The following is a 3252-nucleotide window of genomic DNA, read 5'->3' as shown; positions in this document are numbered from 1 at the left end:
TGCTCTTGTCTTCGCTTTCCGATCCAGAAGGAGACGACAAAGGACCGGAGGGAAGATACGAGTATCCAACGGATATCTCTTTCAAGAATCAGATGGACCTGTTGGGAGTTGAATTGAGACAGATAGGAGCATCGCTTTCTCTTAACATGAGAATCAAGGACTTGACTGACACGTGGGGACCACAAAACGGATTCGATCATGTCACTTTCCAGATATTCATCGATGATCCCCACAAGACTGGTTCAACGGTCCTACCTTTCTTGAATGCAACTATGCCAGCCGGACTTGACTGGGATTATTTCATTTTTGCAAACGGTTGGTCGATTGTTGCGTATTCTGCAGAAGGAAGCGGCCCCAAGTCATTCGGCACAGCAATATCTCCAACTCCTCTTGTACAGACAAACAAAATGGAGAGCGAGGTAGTACTAAGGATTCCCGGTGAAACCATCGGGAGACCAGAAAGCCTAAATGGATTCAAAGTATACATAACAACCTGGGATTTCGATGGTATCGAAGCCGTTTACCGGGACATCTATCCGGAACCTAAGAGCTACCATTTCGGAGGCGGTAGTAAGGAGGATCCGTATATAATGGATGACATACTTCTAAAGATTGGGGAAAGCGACTAGATCTAAAAACCACAGAGCAGAACATCTTGGAGGCAGATATGTTCTTCACCTTAGCGGTGATTATTGCGGTTGTAGTTGTTGCATTTCTCATAAAAGGTTTAAGCGAGAAAGATGAAGTAGCGAAGAGAGAAGAGGAACGGGAAATCTCTTTCAGTCAGCATGCCGTTCAAAGAATGGATGAAAGAGGAATCGAAACGGATAGGGTAATTAGAGTCCTTGAAGAAGGCATAAGGGTACAGATAGCAAACTACAACAGACTGAAAGTGTCGGACGATGAAATGACGGTTATACTGGAAAAGAGGCTTGATAATTTCGAAGTGATCACGGTATATTGGAATGATGATGATCACAAAGATGCGGACTTAATTCCTTGATTAAGCTTCCACTTACCATATTCAGGGAGGCGCTTTAGCTCTATCTCGTGAATAATTAGAAGCACTTAAATCCAGAGAAATACAAGAAATGGAGACAGTGATGGAAGACAATACGGAAATCAAAGATAGAGTTGTTGAGTTGCTGACGGAATACATGTCGGTGCCAGAAAGCGATCTTTCCCTAAAGATAACTTATCTGAATAAAGCTATCTCCAGCCTTAATCACCAGGGAAATACACTTGTCGCCCACGGAATCGTTGAAAGGGAGATAAGAAGATTCGATAATTGTGATTCTTTGGAAATGGCAGTGCTTTTGAACTCCATGATTAAACTGAGTGCGCTTGTAGGAGATTTCGCGGGCGTAGTCGAGTATTCCAGAAGGGCTCAGACAATCTGCAGAGAAAAAGAGGAAGAGGGATTGCTAACCAGAGTCTTGATTAACACCTCAGGGATCTACTTCAAAATGAAAGAGTATGATAAGGCTTTTTCGAATGCGAACAAAGCGCTGCAAATGGCCAGAAAAAATGGTGACGAGACTAATACAGCCTGTTGTTTGAACAATATTGCGGTGATTCTTGAGAACTCGGAAACTGATAAATCTGGCATTCCGTATCTTGAAGAAGCGATTTTAATCAAAGAGAAGAACAACATGAAGGATGAATTGCCCAACAGCTATTTGAATCTGGCAGAGCTCTATTACGATTCGGGAAAGAAGAAAGAGGCCTCTGAATTACTCCAAAGAGCAACTACTATGGCAAGGGAAAACGGGGATGAGCGAGCTCTGACAGAGACAATGAAGTACAGGGCACGCTTTTTGAAGGCCGAAGATGAGCTCTTCTCAGCGCTGGAGCTGTTGACAGGAGTAAGCGAGTATCACCAAAAAAACGGAAACAATACGGAGCTGCTAGACGTACTGAATGAGATCTCTTCAATACATGAGTTAATGGGTAATGCGAATGAAGCTTTGCAAACATTCAAACTGATAACGGAACTGAATCGTACAATATTCAAAGAAGAACAAGCGCGTTCATTAGCACAACTCGAGTCATCTTTCGAAGCAAGAGAAAACCTCAGAGAAATGCACTCTCTTCTTGAGCAGAACAGTGAACTCAGAAGAGTAAATGAAGAAATATCAGAGAAGAACAACGAACTGCATGACATGAAACGCAGGCTTGAGAAAACCAATAAGCTTCTCGAAAGGCAGGCCGAAACCGATTCGCTAACCGGTTTGCTTAACCATAGAAAGATGCGGACTATAGTCGAAAACGAAATCGCAAGAGCAGAGAGATACGGCACTCCTCTTACGATGATAATGATCGATCTGGACAACTTCAAATTCGTGAACGACTCATATGGTCATCTAAAGGGTGATGAGGTTCTTTCGGAAATTGGAAGAATCATCAAGTCTTCTATTAGAAAAAATGATTTTGCCTTCAGGTATGGAGGAGAAGAGTTCCTCGTTTTGCTGCCGTTAGCTGATCTAGACAAGGCAACCGAAGTCTATTCAAGGTTGAAGGAATCCTTTCGCCAAGAACTGGAGATTACGGTTTCATTCAGTGCAGGTGCAAGAGAGTGGAATGGCGAGTCGGCAGACAAATACATTGCCGTTGTGGATAAGCTACTCTATGAAGCCAAAACAAAGGGAAAGGACAGACTGGAAACAAGCCAGGCTACTTCTTGAAAAGGGTGGATGAGATGGATCATATAAAACAGGAAAAGAGTTTTGCAGACTTGTATGAAGAATATCTGTCCAAAGATGAATCGGAGTTTGATTCGAGAATTTCGTTTCTCAAAAGGATTCAGAGATCCCTCGTTGATTCTGGAGAAACCCAGATTGCTTTTGAAATTGTTGGCAGAGAGTTGGAAAAAATCGGAAATCAATGCAGTTCTGAACTTGGCTTTGTCTATAATTCAATGATAAGAATTAGCTGTCAATCAGGCGAGTTTTCGAAGGCTCTGGAGTATGCTGCCAGCGCGATATCTGTCTTTGATGAGCTTGGGGATGATTCACGATTGCCTATGATCTATAACAACATTGCCGGCGTATACCTCAAAATGGGAGAATTCGAGACTTCTCTCGAATATATTGATAAAGCTATCGATCTCTCTCAGAGAAATAATGACAATCACTCTCTCGCCAAATATCTCAACAACAAGGGAATCGCAGTTGAGAATATTAAAGGTGATGGTTCAGGAGCGGTATTTATCGAGAAGGCCATTGAGCTCAAAGAAGAGAACTCACTCAAAAG

The 3252-nt window shown here is 42.6% G+C and carries 4 protein-coding genes; all 4 read left to right on the top strand.

The annotated features are described in order from the left end of the window. Positions 1–629: glucodextranase DOMON-like domain-containing protein (locus BG32_RS00600; protein ID WP_310793849.1), on the top strand; the 629-nt coding region annotated here is incomplete at its 5' end. Positions 630–667: 38 nt separating this feature from the next. Continuing rightward, positions 668–1003 carry a DUF4258 domain-containing protein gene (locus tag BG32_RS00595; protein WP_014731146.1) on the top strand — a complete coding sequence of 112 codons (336 nt, stop codon included), beginning with the start codon at positions 668–670 and terminating at the stop codon, positions 1001–1003. A 100-nt stretch (positions 1004–1103) separates the two neighbouring features. Continuing rightward, on the top strand, positions 1104–2684 hold the full coding sequence (locus BG32_RS00590) for a tetratricopeptide repeat-containing diguanylate cyclase (RefSeq protein WP_039882254.1): 1581 nt from the start codon (positions 1104–1106) through the stop codon (positions 2682–2684). 14 nt (positions 2685–2698) lie between these two features. Next, positions 2699–3252: tetratricopeptide repeat protein (locus BG32_RS00585; protein ID WP_147434765.1), on the top strand; the 554-nt coding region annotated here is incomplete at its 3' end.

Origin of the sequence: Mesotoga sp. HF07.pep.5.2.highcov, from assembly GCF_003666285.1 — a bacterium.
GTDB lineage: Bacteria > Thermotogota > Thermotogae > Petrotogales > Kosmotogaceae > Mesotoga > Mesotoga prima.
This window is presented reverse-complemented; position numbering and strand designations above follow the sequence as displayed.